14 protein-coding genes are annotated in these 17,624 nt (G+C 43.4%); 10 read left to right on the top strand and 4 right to left on the bottom strand.

Annotated features, from left to right (window positions below):
* The first annotated feature begins 437 nt into the window (after positions 1-437).
* The 5 genes from J3U64_RS02310 (at position 438) to J3U64_RS02290 (ending at position 7,319) form a co-directional block, all read left to right on the top strand.
* A complete protein-coding gene (locus J3U64_RS02310; RefSeq protein ID WP_267408141.1) occupies positions 438-2,708 on the top strand; it encodes an NADP-dependent malic enzyme in 2,271 nt (756 codons plus the stop codon).
* Between the two features lie 78 nt (positions 2,709-2,786).
* Complete coding sequence (greB, locus tag J3U64_RS02305) at positions 2,787-3,290, top strand: transcription elongation factor GreB (RefSeq protein WP_267408140.1); 504 nt, start codon at positions 2,787-2,789, stop codon at positions 3,288-3,290.
* 192 nt (positions 3,291-3,482) lie between these two features.
* Positions 3,483-4,394 (top strand): AAA family ATPase, encoded by a 912-nt coding sequence (locus J3U64_RS02300; protein ID WP_267408139.1) that lies wholly within the window; start codon positions 3,483-3,485, stop codon positions 4,392-4,394.
* Positions 4,378-5,310, top strand: coding sequence for a hypothetical protein (locus tag J3U64_RS02295; protein WP_267408138.1), 933 nt, complete (start codon positions 4,378-4,380; stop codon positions 5,308-5,310). Before J3U64_RS02300 ends, J3U64_RS02295 begins: the two co-directional genes overlap by 17 nt.
* Positions 5,310-7,319 carry a DUF3488 and transglutaminase-like domain-containing protein gene (locus J3U64_RS02290; protein ID WP_267408137.1) on the top strand — a complete coding sequence of 670 codons (2,010 nt, stop codon included), beginning with the start codon at positions 5,310-5,312 and terminating at the stop codon, positions 7,317-7,319. Before J3U64_RS02295 ends, J3U64_RS02290 begins: the two co-directional genes overlap by 1 nt.
* An 826-nt stretch (positions 7,320-8,145) precedes the next feature.
* Here J3U64_RS02290 and J3U64_RS02285 read toward each other — a convergent pair.
* Together J3U64_RS02285 and grxB are read right to left on the bottom strand one after the other, a co-directional pair.
* Entirely contained in the window at positions 8,146-9,858 is a 1,713-nt protein-coding gene (locus tag J3U64_RS02285) for a thiamine pyrophosphate-dependent enzyme (RefSeq protein WP_267408136.1), read from the bottom strand.
* Between the two features lie 274 nt (positions 9,859-10,132).
* Positions 10,133-10,780, bottom strand: coding sequence for a glutaredoxin 2 (gene grxB / locus J3U64_RS02280; protein WP_267408135.1), 648 nt, complete (start codon positions 10,778-10,780; stop codon positions 10,133-10,135).
* Positions 10,781-11,016: 236 nt separating this feature from the next.
* Here grxB and hemF point away from each other — a divergent pair, with 236 nt between their 5' ends.
* A complete protein-coding gene (hemF, locus tag J3U64_RS02275; protein ID WP_267408134.1) occupies positions 11,017-11,943 on the top strand; it encodes an oxygen-dependent coproporphyrinogen oxidase in 927 nt (308 codons plus the stop codon).
* A 24-nt stretch (positions 11,944-11,967) separates the two neighbouring features.
* Here the strand turns inward: hemF and J3U64_RS02270 are convergent, their stop codons facing one another.
* Positions 11,968-13,191 carry a chloride channel protein gene (locus tag J3U64_RS02270; protein ID WP_267408133.1) on the bottom strand — a complete coding sequence of 408 codons (1,224 nt, stop codon included), beginning with the start codon at positions 13,189-13,191 and terminating at the stop codon, positions 11,968-11,970.
* A gap of 144 nt (positions 13,192-13,335) precedes the next feature.
* Between J3U64_RS02270 and J3U64_RS02265 the strand changes: the two genes are divergently transcribed.
* Positions 13,336-14,964 (top strand): ABC-F family ATPase, encoded by a 1,629-nt coding sequence (locus J3U64_RS02265; RefSeq protein ID WP_267408132.1) that lies wholly within the window; start codon positions 13,336-13,338, stop codon positions 14,962-14,964.
* Positions 14,965-15,016: 52 nt separating this feature from the next.
* Positions 15,017-15,562, top strand: coding sequence for a GNAT family N-acetyltransferase (locus J3U64_RS02260; RefSeq protein ID WP_267408131.1), 546 nt, complete (start codon positions 15,017-15,019; stop codon positions 15,560-15,562).
* Positions 15,563-15,644: 82 nt separating this feature from the next.
* On the opposite strand, the gene crcB is transcribed toward J3U64_RS02260, so the two are convergent.
* Entirely contained in the window at positions 15,645-16,031 is a 387-nt protein-coding gene (gene crcB, locus J3U64_RS02255) for a fluoride efflux transporter CrcB (protein ID WP_100139909.1), read from the bottom strand.
* Between the two features lie 124 nt (positions 16,032-16,155).
* On the opposite strand from crcB, the gene J3U64_RS02250 reads away from it, so the two are divergent.
* Together J3U64_RS02250 and gloB are read left to right on the top strand one after the other, a co-directional pair.
* A complete protein-coding gene (locus tag J3U64_RS02250) occupies positions 16,156-16,686 on the top strand; it encodes an NUDIX hydrolase (protein WP_267408130.1) in 531 nt (176 codons plus the stop codon).
* Between the two features lie 23 nt (positions 16,687-16,709).
* Complete coding sequence (gene gloB / locus J3U64_RS02245) at positions 16,710-17,468, top strand: hydroxyacylglutathione hydrolase (RefSeq protein ID WP_267408370.1); 759 nt, start codon at positions 16,710-16,712, stop codon at positions 17,466-17,468.
* Positions 17,469-17,624 lie beyond the last annotated feature (156 nt).

Genomic DNA, 17,624 nt, shown 5'->3' with positions numbered 1-17,624 from the left:
AGAAAATATTTATTACAAGTTGCATGACAAAAAACTGAAAAGCAATTATGGTTACAGTGTAAAAGGTGAGCGCTAATCATTTCCTTAATTGCAAAAGTTAAAATTTAGTTTTTAGCTAGTATATAAATGAATAAAAATAAATGATTTAGGTTAATTTTAGATAAGCATTTGAAATAAAAATGTAATTTCAAATTTGGCTAAATTTGGTCAGCTATTTGTTTTATTAACGTTTGCAAGAGCCGAATCTGTTATTTATCCCACATGGCAGTTGATTATACTGATAATAAAACGGTGCATGATTTTGTTAAATAACGCTATAATGTGAACTACTTTTATCAATGCCTATGATTTATAAATTGCTCTGATAGAAGTGACTTTTAGCGTGCTCTTTCAAGAACAGCTTATTGGTGTTGAAAAACCTAAGACTGAGAACAGATATGGATGAATTAATCAAAGAAGCAGCATTACATTTTCACGAAGAACCCCGTCCCGGTAAAATTCAGATTACGCCAACCAAGCCGCTGGCTACTCAATATGATTTGTCACTGGCTTATTCACCGGGTGTGGCTGCACCATGTATGGAAATTCACCGTGATCCCTTGAATGCATATCGTTATACTGCTCGCGGTAATCTGGTGGCTGTAATTTCCAATGGTACAGCCGTGCTAGGGTTGGGCAATATTGGTGCATTAGCCGGCAAACCGGTAATGGAAGGCAAAGGGGTACTGTTCAAAAAATTTGGTGGTATTGATGTATTCGATATCGAAGTAAACGAAACTGACCCAGATAAATTAGTTGATATTATTGCTTCTCTGGAACCGACTTTCGGTGGTATCAATCTGGAAGATATCAAAGCACCGGAATGTTTCTATATTGAGAAAAAACTGCGTGAACGTTGCAATATTCCGGTATTCCATGACGATCAGCATGGTACTGCTATCATTACCGCAGCTGCGATTAAAAATGGTTTGGAAGTAGTAGGTAAAGATATCAGTCAGGTTAAGCTAGTCTGCTCTGGTGCGGGTGCTGCGGCTATTGCTTGTCTGGAGCTCTTGGTAGCGCTGGGCATGAAACGCGAAAACATCACTGTGTGTGATTCTAAAGGTGTAATTTACCAGAATCGCGAAGAAAACATGGTGGAATCGAAAAAACTATTTGCCATTCCTGATAATGGTCAGCGCAAGCTGGCTGATGCCGTACATGGCAAGGATATTTTCCTTGGCTTGTCCGGCCCGAATGTTCTGAGCGTAGACATGCTCAAAACCATGGCTAAAGACCCGATTATTTTGGCTATGGCCAATCCGACACCAGAAATATGGCCGCCGGAAGCCAAAGCAGCGCGGCCGGATGCTGTAATTGGTACAGGACGTTCTGATTTCCCGAATCAAGTAAACAATGTATTGTGCTTCCCGTTCATTTTCCGTGGCGCGCTGGATGTCGGTGCTACCACTATTAATGAACAGATGAAATTAGCCTGTGTGCACGCTATTGCTGAGCTGGCAAAAGCCGAGCTGAGTGACGAAGTTTCTGCAGCATATGGTAATGCCGAGCTGTCTTTTGGTCGTGAATATCTGATTCCGAAACCCTTTGACCCGCGCCTGATTGCGGTTGTTGCTCCGGCTGTTGCCAAAGCAGCGATGGATTCAGGTGTTGCAACCCGTCCGATTGCAGATATGGATGCTTATGTAGAAAAACTGAGTCAGTTTGTTTACAAATCCAGTCTGTTTATGAAACCGGTATTCTCACAGGCGAAGAAAGATGTAAAACGTGTGGTATTGTGTGAAGGTGAAGATGAGCGCGTTTTGCATGCTACGCAGCATATAGTCAATCATAAACTGGCTTACCCAATTCTTATCGGCCGTCCGGCCGTTATTGAAGCACGGGCGAAAAAGCTAGGTCTGACTATTCAGTCAGGCAAAGATTTTGAAATCGTCAATAATCAGGATGATCCGCGCTACCGTGAATATTGGCAGGCTTATTATGAGCTGCGCAAACGTCATGGCGTTACTGAAGAGATGGCACGTCGTCGCATGATTAGCAGCTCTACACTGATTGGTGCCATGATGGTACGAATGGGCAGTGCTGATGCCTTGCTTTGCGGTACAGTTGGCCGTTTCCATGACCATTTCAATATTCTGGAAGAAGTAATTGGCTATAACAATACTGAGCAGAATGCTTGTGCAATGAATGCACTCATTATGACTTCAGGCAATATGTTCATTGCTGATACTTACGTCAATTCTGAACCTACTGCCGAGCAAATTGCTGCAAACACACTGATGTGTGTGAATGAGATCAAACGCTTCGGTATCGAACCTAAAGTAGCGCTGTTGTCTAATTCCAACTTCGGTTCACTGGAACAGCCCAGCAGCAGCAAAATGCAGGAAGCTCTGGCTCTGATTAAAGAAGCAGATCCAGAACTGAATGTTGATGGTGAAATGCAAGGTGATCTGGCTCTGGATGAAAAACTGCGTCAGAAATTAATGCCGGACTGCAAGCTTAAAGGTGCAGCCAATTTGCTGGTGATGCCTAATGTTGAGGCAGCCAACATCAGCTACAATTTGTTGCGTACTTCTTCTAATGGTGTAACCATTGGCCCGATTCTGATGGGTATGAATGAATCCGTGCATATTGTTACTCCTATGGCTTCTGTACGCCGTATTGTCAATATGGTTGCTTTGGCTGCTGTGGATGCGCAGCGTAAATAACCACTGAGTCAGCTGAAAATGAAGCAGGCTGTCTGTATTTTTCAGACAGCCTTTTTGTGTTAAATATGGAGACAGATTATGTCTGATGTGCAGACGCAACCTGCGCCCAATTACATTACACCAGTCGGTCATCAGGCTTTACAGGACGAACTTTATCAACTGGTACACAAGGAACGGCCGGAAATCGTGAACGTGGTTAACTGGGCAGCCGGTAATGGAGACCGCAGTGAAAATGGTGATTATCTGTATGGTAAACGCCGGTTGCGAGAAATTGACCGGCGGATTCGGTTTTTGACTAAACGGCTTGAGGCTGCTCAGGTGATTGACCCAGAAACACGTGAGGCAAGTGATCAGGTATTTTTCAGTGCAACGGTAACCATTCTACGCGGCAATGGAATAGAACAAACGGTACGCATCGTAGGTACTGACGAGATTGATACTAGTCGTAATAAGATTTCATGGGTATCGCCGCTGGCACGTACATTGCTTAAAGCACATGAAGGTGATGAAGTACGCCTGCATGGTCCGGATGGGGTGGAAAATATTGAGATACTGGCTGTGGAATATATTCGCATTGATTAATTTACTATTTAGCATACATAATGTTAAAATTAGTTATTAATCATACAGTTTGTGTTTTCAGTCTGTACTTTTATCAATGCTTTTTGCATGAAAACATAATAAACAACTTTTGTTGTTTTATTATCTTTGAGAAATGCATTGTAACTATTATCAGTATTGCTGCCAAATACCCTTTATCTACTATTTTAATACATGAATCCAAAACTAGAACCAATTTTCAAACAGCTTAATGCCCTGATTCTGGGTAAACAACAATTACTGATTCAGATTGTGACCTGTGTTTTGGCTCGCGGACATATTCTGCTGGAAGATGTCCCAGGAGTCGGCAAAACCACGCTCGCTCATGCACTGGCTGCAGTACTGGGATTGAAATACCAGCGTGTTCAGTTCACCAACGATATGCTGCCGGCTGATTTGCTTGGTGTGAGTATATTCCAGCCTAAAAGTGGCGAATTTGTGTTTCATCCGGGACCGGTCTTCAATTCCTTTTTACTGGCCGATGAAATCAACCGTGCTTCACCCAAGCTGCAATCGGCTTTATTAGAGGCGATGGAAGAAGGGCAGGCTTCTGTAGATGGGAAAACTTATACACTGCCTAAGCCCTTTCTGGTAGTGGCTACACAGAATCCGACCGAACAGCTCGGTACCTATCCTTTGCCTGAATCGCAGCTTGATCGTTTTATGATGTGTCTGAGTATCGGCTATCCTGCTGAAAAAGAAGAGAAGCTGCTTTATGTTTCTGGCGGACGCCGCCAGTTTGTACCACGCCTAAAAGCCGTTTGTAATGGGGAAACACTGCAGCAGTGGCAGGCAGAAGTGGCTAAAGTTAATTTATCTGTTGCCGCTGCTGATTATGTGTACCGACTGGTGGCTGCTACGCGGACTCCGGGTATGTTTGCTGTAGGTCTGAGTCCTCGTGCTGGCTTGGCAGTGGTTCAGGCAGCCAAAGCCTATGCATGGATACATGGGCGGGCACATGTGGTACCGGAAGATGTGAAAGCTGTCTGGGTATCCGTGGGAGCACATCGCCTGCAACCAGTGCAGAGTCAATCCAGAAGCAGTACGCTGCTTAATGGGATGCTGGATAATGTTGCCGTGGTCTGAGTCCGTACCCACGTTGATAGACGGGCATACTGCTTTGCGTGCACGAAATATACGTTTTAATCTGACACGCATGGGATGGGGATTGGCTATTGCCTGTATTCTGCTGTGGATTATGGCGGTGAATTATCAGATCAATGTAGCTTATGCGCTCGTATTTTGGCTGCTTGGTATATTGGTGTTTGGAGCGCTGGCCAGTTTCCGGCAGCTAAGTGGTCTGATTCTGGCTGTTGTGCCGCAATCAGAATATTTTGCCGGTAAAGATTGTGTACTGACTTTACGTGCCTGTGACAATAGTAAACGAACACGTTGGTTATGGTTACAGACGGCACAGGAAATTAGCGGTACTCCAGAGGACTGGCAGCTGTGGAAAATTACACCTGAGAATACTGATTTTGTCTGGACTTTACCACCACAACGGCGCGGCATTTTGCCAACACTAATGTTAGCAGGTGCCAGTATGGCTCCGTTCGGTCTGGTAATGATTAAAACACAGTGGGAATTTACAGATGAAATTGTTATTTTTCCACAACCGATCGAACATACTATTTCGTCAGTAAAAAGCATTAGTGGTGAGCAAAACAGCCAAATCAGCCAGAGTGGACAAGATCCGGCTTATCTACTTCCACACCAAAATGCTATTTCAGCACGGCAGATTGCATGGAAGCATTATGCTAAAAGTGGTGATTTGCTGGATAAGTATTTTGACCAAGGTGCTCCGCTGACAGATCCATTGCTGATTTCCTATCGCGATTATCCGCAGGGCACCAGTGTAGAACAGATGGCCAGTAAAATGTGCTTCAGAGTATTGGCCGCAGATGCCCGTGGTGAAAAGTATATTCTCGAATTACCGCGTCAGCGCTATGAAGCAGCGACTGCACAACGAACACAATGTCTGAATGCTCTGGGTAGATGGTAATGTGGCTAGCTGATCCGGTATTTTTGCGTAAATCTCCCCCTAAGCATACGCAGTTAATTCTGTTGCTGATGCTGGCTTGGATAGCTTTACCGTTGCTGTTTGATTTACCTATGAGTGTTGGTGCAGCATTTGCCTTGCTGTGGCTGATACGAGTGGGTTTACTTTTTACTAAAATCAAAAAGCTGCCATTATGGGCATTGGTAATATTATTGCTGGGTTCAACGGTATGGATATATTTTCGACTGGGCACCATCATTGGACGTGATGCTAGTGTTTCCTTGCTGATGCTGATGATTATGCTGAAAGCCTTCGAGGGAGAAACCTTGCGTGACTGGCAAATTCTGCTTTTGGCTCAGTTGATTTTAATGGGTGGCGGCCTACTGTTTAATCAGAGCATATTGATGGCGCCCTGGCTGATTGTGGCTTTATTCTGCCTTATTTCAGCTTTAGGTTTACTCGCCGCTACTCAGCCATCAGCCGCTATTCGTCAGGGTGCATTGATTCTGTTACTGTCTTTTCCATTGGCGGTGATTCTGTTTCTAGTTGTCCCACGTAAGGATAAGCCCTTATGGGGAATACCCCAGCCGCAGCAATCAGCTGCTACAACAGGTATATCCGATACGCTGGTTGCGGGTAGTGTCAGTAATTTAGTCCTAGACAATGCGTTGATTTTCAATGCTACCTTTGATAATGATGTTAAACCCAGACAAGCCGATCTTTACTGGCGTGTATTGGTAATGGGTAGAAATTATGATGGTGAATGGCGGGCAGTAAAAGAACAATACACAGATAAAGACTCATTGCAATTGCCGTCTAAGGATAATTTGGCTCAGCAAAGCAATAATAGGCTTTTGGGTTACCAGCTGATTATTCAGGATGACCATGGCCGTATTCCAGCGTTAGATCAACCCTTGGCTGACGGTCAGCCAGATTTAAACCGACGCGTTGGCAATGTGGTGCGGGTAAATCGTAGCAGAGAAGGTTTACGTCGTATTCATTTGTATTCACAGTTGACGCCATATTTATATCAGCAGATGGATGAGGCTTTACTGAGTTATTACACTCAGCTGCCGGATGGATTAAATCCTCAAACTCGTCAATTGGCACAGCAGATGGCCAGACAATCTGGTAGTAGTGAAGAATTCATCCGTCATATAATGGATTATTTTCGTAATAATCACTTTCAATACACACTCACTCCTCAAACCAGTGATGAACCTGTAAATCGTACGGATTTTTTCTTATTTCAAAGTAGAGAAGGGTTTTGTGAGCATTATGCAGATGCCACTGTGTGGCTGGCAAGAGCAGTGGGTGTTCCAGCACGAGTGGTAGTCGGATATCAGGGTGGTGAATATCATCCTGAAGGGAAATTTTGGCAGATTCGAAGCAAGGATGCACATGCATGGGTTGAAATCTGGATTGCAGAAAAAGGCAGATGGCAACGTGTGGATCCGACTACCGCTGCTGCTGCCTCAAGGGTAGAAAAGGGAGTTGAAGATGCTCTTCCCGAAGCTCAGCGTGCCAGTTTGACATCTTCTTATCCTTTATTGCAGAAATATTTGGATAATGGCCAGTTTTACTGGCAGCAATGGGTTGTCAACTATGATACAGGAAGCCAGAAATCAATTTTAACGTGGCTAAATTTGAAAAATTTACCTGTCTCTGTACTGGTTGTGATGATTGTTGTTGTCATCATCATTATGACATTGCCGTTAGTTTTTTGGTTGCGGCGGCAGGGAGAGGTGCAGTCACAGCCGCTTACTGAAGGCATTAATTTGCTGAAGCAATCCGTAATAGAAGGTGAAGAAGCTGAATTAGCGGCAATGGGACCGCTGGAGCTGCAAGCTCTTCTGGCCGAACATAATCTCCTTAATGCAGATTTGGCAGCTTTGCTGATGCAATATATTGATTGGCAATATGGTGCAGGTGGATTGCCAGACAAGCGACAGCAGCGTATTTGGTATCGTAAGATGAAAAAAGCTGTCCGCCAGCTAAATAAACAGGAATAAACGGGTATATCCGTTTATATATCTCCGTTGATGCGGATTAAAATCGATTTTTAAACGAAAACTACCCAACTATTGAGTTTAACTCAATCGCTGGGTAGCTTATTACAGCTGTGAATGATCATATTAATTTCTAGCCTGAAGTTTTTCTGTGTGGTCTGTGAAACAGTCCGTACAAAATTCCCGCAGACAGATAGCTTTTAATCAATTTGATTAAAAGCTATGAAATAACAATACGTTAAATCATTTTGATTGAAAAGAATTAATTATTGTTAATATTTAACTATTTGATTTTAATAATTATAAATTTTTAATAAAGTGTTGTTAAAAACGAAATATCTTTTTTTTGCGTAGTTAATTAACTGATGATTGATTATTTGATGTTTGCTGTTTGAAAGGGATTGTTAAAAAGCAGCTATTATTGAACATAATAAGTTAACGTTTTAATTATAAAGTGTTGTTAGACTGTGTGAATTCTGTAAACTGCAATGATTTTCAAAACAGAATTCCCAAAACCAATTTAGGGCAAAGCTCGATTGAGAATGAGTCTAGGCTATATGGTATCTGATGATTCTGAGCCAAGGTGTGTCAGATACCTTAAGCTATTCTATTTAGTGATATTTTTTGGGATATTGGCTGGATATTATTTTTTTCTGATTATTTTGTATTTAGTAATGTGATATTTGGGAAAATTCCAAACTCTAAACTTAGGCTGATTTAGAAGCAGTTTCGTTAAGATAGATATTTTAAATGGTTTACCAAAATCTGACCGATATAATAAAACTTACTGCCCAACCGGATGCTGAGCAGTAAGTTTGTTCGTTTTGGTTTAAATATTATTTTTTATCATGTCGATAACATCTTTACCTTTGCCTTCAAGAATGGCTTTAGAACCATACCAAACCATGTTTTTAACATTCTCATAGCTGATTGAAGGAGGCATAATCAGTTCTTTGTCGCTGATAACCACGTCCAGCAAAGCTGGTCCTTTGTGTGCCAGAAAACTTTGAACGGCTGTTTCCAGTTCGGAAGATTTGCTTACACTTTGCGCGCTAAAGCCACAACCTTCGGCTATAGTCTTGAAATCGCCGTTTTTCAGGTCTACATACACTTCGACCAGTCCTTCACCTTTTTGTTCCTGCTCAACAAAGTTAAGGGAGCTGTTGTTAAAAACGACAATTTTAATGGGCAGATTTTCTTGTTTGGCAGTAAGTAAGTCACCCATCAGCATGGCTAGTCCGCCATCACCTGATAAAGAAATCACCTGCCGGCCTGGAAATGCTTTTTGAAAGCCATAAGCCTGAGGCATGCTGTTAGCCATAGTGCCGTGTTTCAGGCTGGTGAGAAAGCGCCGTTTACCGTTCATGCTTAGATAGCGGGCACCCCAGAGCATCGGTGTACCGACATCTGCCGTAATCAGAGCATCATCATCTGCATATTTATCAATTAATTCAACTAATTGCTGCGGATGTATTGGGTGTTTATCATCCGGGGTGGCAAATGATTGAAATTTCTCCATGATTTTGGCAAATAGTGCAGTGTAGTGATCCAGAAAGCTGCTGTCGCTTCTAGCTTGAATTTTTGGGAGCACAGTTTGCAAAGTGGTTTTTACATCTCCAACTAGTCCTAGATTGATTGGATGACGTAACCCCAGCTGAGTCGCATCATGGTCAATTTGAATGATGCTGGTATGGTCAGGATAATATTCAGACCATGCAAAGCCACAGCCTAATAATAAAAGCGTATCGCATTCCTTGATTGCTTCATAGCCGGCTTTGGTGCCGAACATACCCGTCATGCCTACTTGATAAGGGTTATCCCAGGCAATGCTGTCTTTAGCTCGTGAAGTGTGTACCACCGGCGCTTTTAGTTTTTCTGCCAGAGCAATCACTTCGTCATGAGCATCTTTACTACCATAGCCGGCGTAGATGGTGATTTTTTTACCCTGATTAATGGCTTTAGCTAGTTTTTCGATTTCTTGATCATTTGGTCTGGTTACCGGCTGTGGCTGCCAAATCTGTATGGGTTGTTCGGCTATTTCCATCTTGCTGATGTCACTAGGCAGGATGACCACGGCTACACCACGTTTATTGATGGCAGCCTGAGCTGCTTGCGTAAATATGCGTTGTGCTTCCTGTGGCTGATTTACCATCTGACAAAATACACTGGTATCCTGATAGACTTTAAGAAAATCAACTTCTTGCGGAAAGCCAGTTCCCATTGAAGTAGCGGCTAATTGGCTAGCAATGACAATCACAGGTGCATTGTTTCGATTTGATTCATATAGGCCATTAATCAAATGCAGGCTGCCTGGTCCACAGGAACCGGCACAAGCTGTAAGCTTGTTGGTAATCATGGCTTCCGCACCAGCGGCAAAGGCTGCAGCTTCTTCGTGACGGGTATGTACCCAGTTTATACTGCTTTTTTGGATGGCTTTGCCGACAAAATTCAAAGTATCGCCGATGATGCCATAACAGTTGCTTACTCCTGCTGCGGTGAGTACATCAACAAGTATTTCTGAAACGGTTTTGGTTTTAGACATGATGTATTTCCTCTAAAGTTGATTACTTATTAATGCTTTGAATAAATATAGAGTAGGCTGAATATTCATTTAAATATCATGCCTGTAATTTATATTCAAAATATTCAAATTAAAGGTATGTTAATTCTTTATCAATATTTAATCTATTGTAGTATTGTGAAATACACAATACAATAATGTTAATAAAATTCATTATAAGTTTATAATTTTAAATATTATTTAAATAAAAAAGCAGCCGCTAAATTTAGCGGCTGCACTTTTGGGAGAGGTTGTTTCAGATGGCGCGGTCATCAAACAACGGAATACGAGTAATGCGGCTCATGCTATGCATGTAGTCTAATACAGGTGCAGTCCATTCAATACCTTTAACCATAGTAAGATTGCGCAGAATCGGGAACAACAGGATGTCTTCCATGCCAAAAGTTCCATTCGCACCACGGTCGCTGTGAATGAGTGGTGATAAGGCAATTAAGTCGGCGTTCAGACGTTCGATGTAGGTTTGGCTGTTTAGTAGATGCTGTTGAAAATCGCCGTAGATGGCAGTTTTTTTGTTGACGAAATAATCAATGGCACTTTGGGTGGCAAATTCAGGCAGATTAATCTGTGTACAACGTGGCGCGGTGAGGAAGTTTCGGTAAGTATCAACGATTTTGATCCAGCCCTGAATTTCTGGTCGGACAGTAGGGCTTAAATGTGTACTGTCTGAAAGATTGTCGATGTAGTGCACAATATCCAGACTTTCACCCATGGCGCTGCCATCATCTTTGACTAGTATGGGTACCATTTTTTTGCCAATGAGTTTTATGGGTGTGTTTTCATCATCATTTAGCAGAAAAATATTTTCAACTGGTACTATTTTTTTTCCAAATATCATCCGCGCACGGACGCAAAAAGGGCAATGGTCGTAAAGATAAAGTTGCATTGAAATTTCCTTATTTTAATAGTGTGCGTAATAAATTTAGTGTCGAAGACACAATTCAGACATTTATCGGTTTATTGATATTTTTACTGGTGTATTGCAGTTGATAAATGTGCAGTAAAATACTTTTTCTTACACAATAATCCACAGATTTAAAAATTCTGTTGCTGTGGTTGTTTTGTGCTGTAAATTAATTAACATTATACATATATTAATTAATCAAAGTTTGTGGTTTTTTCATGAGTGGTGATGTATTTAATCAAGTTTTAGATTTTTTTAAAAATTTACAGATCGATTTAGCTGATACTTTGGCAGGAGCTGATGGAACGGGCAGTTTTGTAATAGATAATTGGTCTGGTGCTTTAGGTTCTGGTTGTACGAGGGTTTTAAAAGACGGGGCGGTATTTGAACAGGCAGGAGTAAATTTTTCCCATGTAAAGGGTAAAGCAATGCCGGTTTCTGCTACACGGCAACGTCAGCATCTGGCTGGAGCACCTTATGAAGCTATGGGGGTATCACTGGTAGTCCATCCGCGTAATCCCTATGTGCCTACTAGCCATGCCAATGTGCGTCTGTTTGTGGCCTATCCTGAGCACGCCAGTCCTGTATGGTGGTTTGGTGGAGGCTTTGATTTAACACCGTTTTATCCGTTTGAAGAAGATGTTTTACACTGGCATCGGGTAGCTCAGGCAGCTTGTCAGCCATTTGGAGAAGCAGTGTATCCGGAATTCAAACAGTGGTGTGACCGCTATTTTTATTTGCCACACCGGCGAGAGCAGCGGGGGGTGGGCGGTTTGTTTTTTGATGACTTAAACCGCTGGGATTTTGCTCAATGTTTTGCTTTTATAAAGGCGGTGAGCTCAGCCTATACACAAGCATATTTGCCAATTGTGGCGCGGCGCAAGAATTCATCATATGGCGAGCGTGAACGACAATTTCAACTCTACCGGCGCGGACGTTATATAGAATTTAATCTACTCTGTGACCGAGGCACACAGTTTGGTTTAAATGCTGGCGGACGTACGGAATCTATCCTGATGTCTATGCCGCCTGCTGCCCGTTTCGAATATCAGTATGAGCCTGAAACGGGTTCTGCTGAAGCTCAGCTAGCCAAGTATTTACAGATACACGACTGGCTGGCAGAGGGTGAAACTTGCTCAGTATAAATGAGGGAATTCGGCGCAGATTTTCTATTTGTTTAGTGCCTGCTGTACTGGAAGAGCAGTCAGCAGACACAAGCTGACTGGCATAATAATATCAGGTGTGATATTGGTTATTTCTATTACAAATAATATTGCGGTCAGAGGCATTTTTTGCTGTACCGCCAGAAAAACTGTTGCACCAACTACTACGGCTGCTATCAAGGGCACAGGAGGCAATATACTATTCCATGCGGTAGCTGCAAGTAAGGCAACAAGGCCACCAATCATCATTGATGGTGTAATAAAACCGCCATAAGCACCGGCTCGTGTAGCCAGTAACAAGGCAAGCCACTTGCCAATAAGCAGAGCTGCTGCATATTGCCAACTAATGCTGTCATTAAATAATAATTCATTACCTGCTTTTCCGTTTCCCAGTATTTCCGGCAGCCACATTGCCAGTACACCTATTAGTACGAATGCGGCGACACTGATAAAAATTAGACGCGGTGTGCTGCGGTTTGCGGGTTTACAGTAAGCTAATTGCTGTTGTAACAGCCAAGAACCGGCGGTGATAATAGGGCCGAGTAATAACGCCCAAACTAATAATGTACTATTAAGAGTAAGTGTCGGTAGCTGATAGGCAGTTGAACTGCCTAAACCCAACCGTGCTACCCATGCCGCAGTTGTGCAGCAAATTAAGGCAGCCATCACGCATTGGCGCTGAAAGCTGAAAAGTAGCGTTTCTAGAGCAAACAGGGCACCGGCTAGTGGTACATCAAATACCGCTGCCAGACCTGCTGCCGCACTACAGGCTAAGAGAATTTTCCGTTCCTCGGCGCTGATTTGCAATCGACGGCTGATGCAATCCGCCAGAGCAGAACTAATTTCACGTGGAGCGGTTTCCCGACCGAGGGGTGAGCCCATACCCACTGTTAAAATCTGCAGCAACGCATGAATCACAGTCGTACCTAGCGGTATGGGGGTGGTGCTGGTACTGATGGCCTGTTTGATATCTACAAGTTTGGCACCAAAACGGTGCAGCAGAAACCAGCCAATGCCACCCACTATGCCGCAGCCAGACACAGCCAGCAGACGATGCATAGCACTGGTTTGTTCTACCATGTCTCGAAAAGTGATGCCGTCAATACGCCTGATGCCATAGACAAGCTGCTGAATCATATGCAGCAGTCCGATTAAGGACATACCTGCCACACCAGCAATGGCTCCGCAGAGCAATAATAAAGCAATCATTCTGGGGCTTAATCGGGTCATGACAGTATGCATCAGTGGTAAATAAAAGTGGTTTTTACACTTTAATGCCTTTATTGTAAATGTCGGAATACGGTTTGCGGAATTTCGGCCTAAGCCTGTGCTAAAATCAGTCTATTTTGTCAGGATTTTAAAGGAAGCATTCCTGTGATTAGTACCAATAATATTACGATGCAGTTTGGCGCTAAGCCATTGTTTGAGAATGTATCGGTGAAGTTCGGTGGCGGCCATCGCTATGGTTTGATTGGTGCCAACGGCTCAGGTAAATCAACTTTTATGAAAATTCTGGGTGGCGATCTGGAGCCTACAAGTGGTGAAGTAGCCATAGATCAGGGGCTCCGTCTGGGTAAACTGCGGCAGGATCAGTTTGCTTATGAAGATATGCGTGTGCTTGATGTGGTCTTAATGGGGCACACTGAAATGTGGGCCGCGATGACAGAGCGTGATGCTATCTATGCCAATCCGGATGCAACTGAAGATGATTATATGCGCGCGGCAGATTTGGAAGCCAAATTTGCAGAATACGACGGTTATACGGCGGAAGCCCGAGCTGCTGAATTGCTTGCCGGCGTGGGTATAGATGAGCATTTGCATAATGCTAGCATGAGTGAAGTGGCGCCGGGGTTTAAGCTGCGCGTGTTGTTAGCGCAGGCATTATTTTCCAAACCGGATGTGCTGCTGCTGGATGAGCCCACCAATAATCTGGATATCAATACCATCCGCTGGTTGGAAGGTGTATTGAATAGTTATGAATCTACCATGATTATCATTTCGCACGACCGCCACTTTTTAAATGAAGTGTGTACGTACATGGCTGATGTGGATTACGGTGGCATTACGCTGTATCCAGGTAATTATGATGATTATATGCTGGCTTCTACGCAGGCACGCGAACGTACACTGAAAGACAATGCCAAAGCCAAGGAAAAATTGCAGGAGCTGCAGGAGTTTGTAGCTCGCTTTTCGGCTAATAAATCTAAAGCACGGCAGGCTACCAGTCGCGCCAAGCTGGCAGATAAAATCAAGGCCGATATGGTGGAAGTCAAGCCATCCAGCCGTCAGAGTCCGTTTATCCGTTTTAATGTTGATGATAAGAAAAAATTGCACCGGCAGGCATTGGAAGTGCAGGATTTATCTAAACGATTTGACCGCCAATTGTTCAAAAAGCTGAGTCTTATGCTGGATGCGGGGGAACGGCTGGCAATTATCGGCCCAAATGGTGCCGGTAAATCCACTTTGCTGAAACTCTTGGCAGGAGCTTATGATGAAGCTTATAACGAAGGTATTAAAGCGGATAGTGGTAGTGTGAAATGGGCGGAAAAAGCTCAGGTTGGCTATTACCCACAGGATCATGAAAATGATTTTGACGTACCGATGACGTTAACAGAGTGGATGCGCCAATGGGGTAAAGAAGGTGATGATGAACAGGTTATCCGTGGCACTCTCGGGAGGCTGTTGTTTGGCAGCAATGAAGTCGGTAAACAGGTACAGGTGCTGTCTGGTGGTGAAAAAGGCCGCATGCTGTATGGTAAGCTGATTTTACAAGAACCAAATGTGCTGGTTATGGATGAACCGACCAACCATATGGATATGGAAAGCATCGAAGCGCTAAATATGGCACTGGAAAAATTTCCAGGTACATTGGTGTTTGTATCCCATGATCGTCAGTTTGTTTCCAGTCTTGCAACGCAGATTATTGAGCTAGATGGTGAAGGTGGCTTTGAATATTATCTGGGTGATTATGAAGGTTATCTGGCCAAGAAAGGTCTGGTTTGATTTATATTGACTGCCTGTTTACACAGGCAGTTTTTTTATATGGGAGATAATGATGAGTACAAGCAAAAATTCTGCGGTAAAACTGGTTGATTGTAATGAGCAGGCGCACGCAGAAGCCATTTTGGCACTTTTTAATCATACGATTGCTTCTTCTACGGCTCTATATGATTATGAACCGCGTACACTGGCATTTATGCATGGCTGGTTTGCCGCCAAACGTGCGCGTAACTGTCCTGTAATCGGTGCAGTGAACGAGCAAGGTGATCTGCTGGCTTTTGCTTCATGGGGTGCATTCAGAGATTATCCAGCAAATAAATATACCGTAGAACACAGTGTTTATGTGCGTGATGACTGCCGTCGACAGGGACTGGCGCACATGCTGATGCAGGAACTGATTGAACGTGCACGCAAGGCTGATATGCATATTCTTATGGGGGTGATTGATGCGGCTAATAGTGGCAGCATCGCCCTGCATGAACAGCTGGGTTTCACTCATGTAGGCACGCTACCACAGATAGGATTTAAATTTGGCCACTGGCTGGATGCGGCTTTGTATCAGCTGATTTTGGACACCCCTCTCAGACCGATAGACGGTTGAGAAGAAGCAAGAAGAGAATCAACAGCATATCTATGCTGTTTTTTATTGGCAGTACTTTAATATGAATTATTTATAGTATTTTTCAGACGAATTTTAGCCACCACTGTATGCAAAACAAGCCGAATATGGTGAGCAGCAGAGAACCGCCTGTATGTAAAAGCATATGGGTGAGCGCAAGTACATAGCGGTGGGACTGAAGTAATTGTACTGATTCCATGGAAAAGGTTGAAAACGTGGTTAATCCGCCCAGAAATCCTGTAATAACGAACAAGCGCCATTCAGGGGCTATATTTACGAAATGTAGAAACAGACCACTTGACAACCCGATCAAATAAGCGCCAATCCAGTTTGCAGCCAAGGTGCCATAGGGTAGAGTGGAATGAATAGTGTTTAGACTGATACTTAATAGCCAACGTACAACAGCACCCAGTGCCGCACCACCAGCAATCGCAAATATAGACCGATACATAAACAAACTACCGAAACAGGATACAGATTCATTTATTTTACGCTAAAGCAGCGCCACTAATATTGTCAACTACAGTTGAAATGGCTACGCTAAGGTTCTCAACTACACTAAAAAATTTATTCTTATGAATCTAACCGAAACTAAAATCAGCAGTGAAGAAGTTTATCATGGTGCCTTTATCAATGTATTTGAAGATACTGTTTGTCTGCCCAATGGTAATCAGGCGCAACGGATAGTGGTGCAGCATCCAGGTGCAGCTGCAGTGTTGGCGGTAACATCAGAACAAAAAGTAGTATTGGTGCGTCAATGGCGTTATCCTGTAGGGGAAGCCTTACTTGAAATTCCCGCTGGTAAGCTGGATGGAAAAAATGAAGATCCGGCTCACGCTGCTGTGCGTGAATTGGCTGAAGAAACCCCTTATACAGCCACAGAAGTTAAACTCATTCACACTTTTTACACCGTTCCAGGCTTTGGTGATGAAAAAATGTATCTTTATCTTGCTGAAAATGTGCAAGCTGATAGTAAGCTGAGTGCAGACGAAGATGAGATAATCGAGCCTGTTTTACTCAGTAAAGAAGAGGTGCGTAAAGCGTTGGCCAGTAATCAGATTCATGATGGTAAAACATTGATTGCGTTGCAATATTGGTTATTGTAGTGCTAAAGTTGGAGTGGGCTGTGATGCAGATTCTTCCGATACCCGCCTTAACTGATAATTATATCTGGCTGTTACATCAGGAAAAGCAGGCTGTTGTAGTAGATCCCGGAGAAGCGCAAGGTGTCATTGATTATCTGATTGCGCATGAGATAACTCTAAGTGCCATCTGGCTGACTCATACACATTATGACCATATCGACGGGGTTTCTGCTTTGTTACAGCAGTTTCCACGGTGTGTGATTACTGGGTCGGATAGATGGAGGCTGGTAAACTGGCCAGTTACAGAAGGGAGTCGGTTTGCAGCTTTCGGACAACAGGTATACGTATGGCACATACCTGGGCACACAGAAGATCATCTGGCTTATATACTCACCGATGCCGAGAGCCGGCAACATGTGTTTTGTGGTGATACACTTTTCAGTGCAGGTTGCGGGCGGGTGCTTCCCGGAGCCATGGCCAAAATGTTTGCCAGTTTGCAACGTCTAAACAGTCTTTCTCCTGATACATTGTTCTATCCCGCACATGAATATACTGCGGCCAATCTAAGATTTGCGCATGCAATTGAGCCGGATAATGAGGCAATCCAGAAAGCCTCAAGACAAGCTGAAACGCTGCCAACTCTGCCTGTTACATTAGCTCATGAACGCGCTATCAATCCTTTTTTACGTATCAGCCAGCCGCAGGTAATCGCCGCTGCAATACAACATGGTCTGCCGCGACAAAATGCTAATCAGCCGCTGGCTGTTTTTACCTGTTTACGTGAATGGAAAAATCAATTCTGATTCCGATGCCGATTGCAGCATGTTATCATTAAGGCAGCATAATAACGAAGGAATAAATGAGTTGAAACAAGGTTGAATGCCTGATAAAGATGATATTGGACTGAAAAAATCAGGGAGCATTCAGCTTGTCAACTGCCGAAATATGAATACAACATC

Source organism: Snodgrassella sp. B3800 (assembly GCF_026535865.1).
Taxonomy (GTDB): Bacteria; Pseudomonadota; Gammaproteobacteria; order Burkholderiales; family Neisseriaceae; genus Snodgrassella; species Snodgrassella alvi_E.
The sequence above is the reverse complement of the archived record's forward strand: the minus strand, read 5'-3'. Positions and strand labels throughout refer to the sequence as shown.